The following is a 356-nucleotide window of genomic DNA, read 5'->3' as shown; positions in this document are numbered from 1 at the left end:
GTGCTTGCGCTTGTTGAAGCTGACGTACTTGCTGATGTGCTTGCGCTTGTTGAAGCTGACGTACTTGCTGAGGTACTTGCACTTGTTGATGCTGATGTACTTGCTGATGTGCTTGCGCTTGTTGATGCTGATGTACTTGCTGATGTACTTGCGCTTGTTGAAGCTGATGTGCTAGCCGATGTGCTTGTACTTGTTGAAGCTGACGTACTTGCTGAGGTGCTTGCACTTGTTGAAGCTGACGTGCTAGCCGATGTACTTGCACTTGTTGAAGCTGACGTGCTTGCTGAGGTACTTACGCTTGTTGAAGCTGACGTACTTGCTGATGTGCTTGCTGATGTACTTGCTGACGTGCTTGC

At 48.9% G+C, this 356-nt stretch carries 1 protein-coding gene; it reads left to right on the top strand.

Going from position 1 to position 356, the window contains the following annotated elements; genetic code table 11:
- A partial coding sequence (locus CYK16_RS10780) for a magnesium transporter (protein WP_180948770.1) occupies positions 1–356 on the top strand: 356 nt, incomplete at both ends.

This window comes from Streptococcus oralis subsp. dentisani (genome assembly GCF_002860905.1).
Classification (GTDB): domain Bacteria; phylum Bacillota; class Bacilli; order Lactobacillales; family Streptococcaceae; genus Streptococcus; species Streptococcus oralis_BA.
Note: the sequence above shows the minus strand (reverse complement) of the source record. Positions and strands in the feature narration are given on the sequence as shown.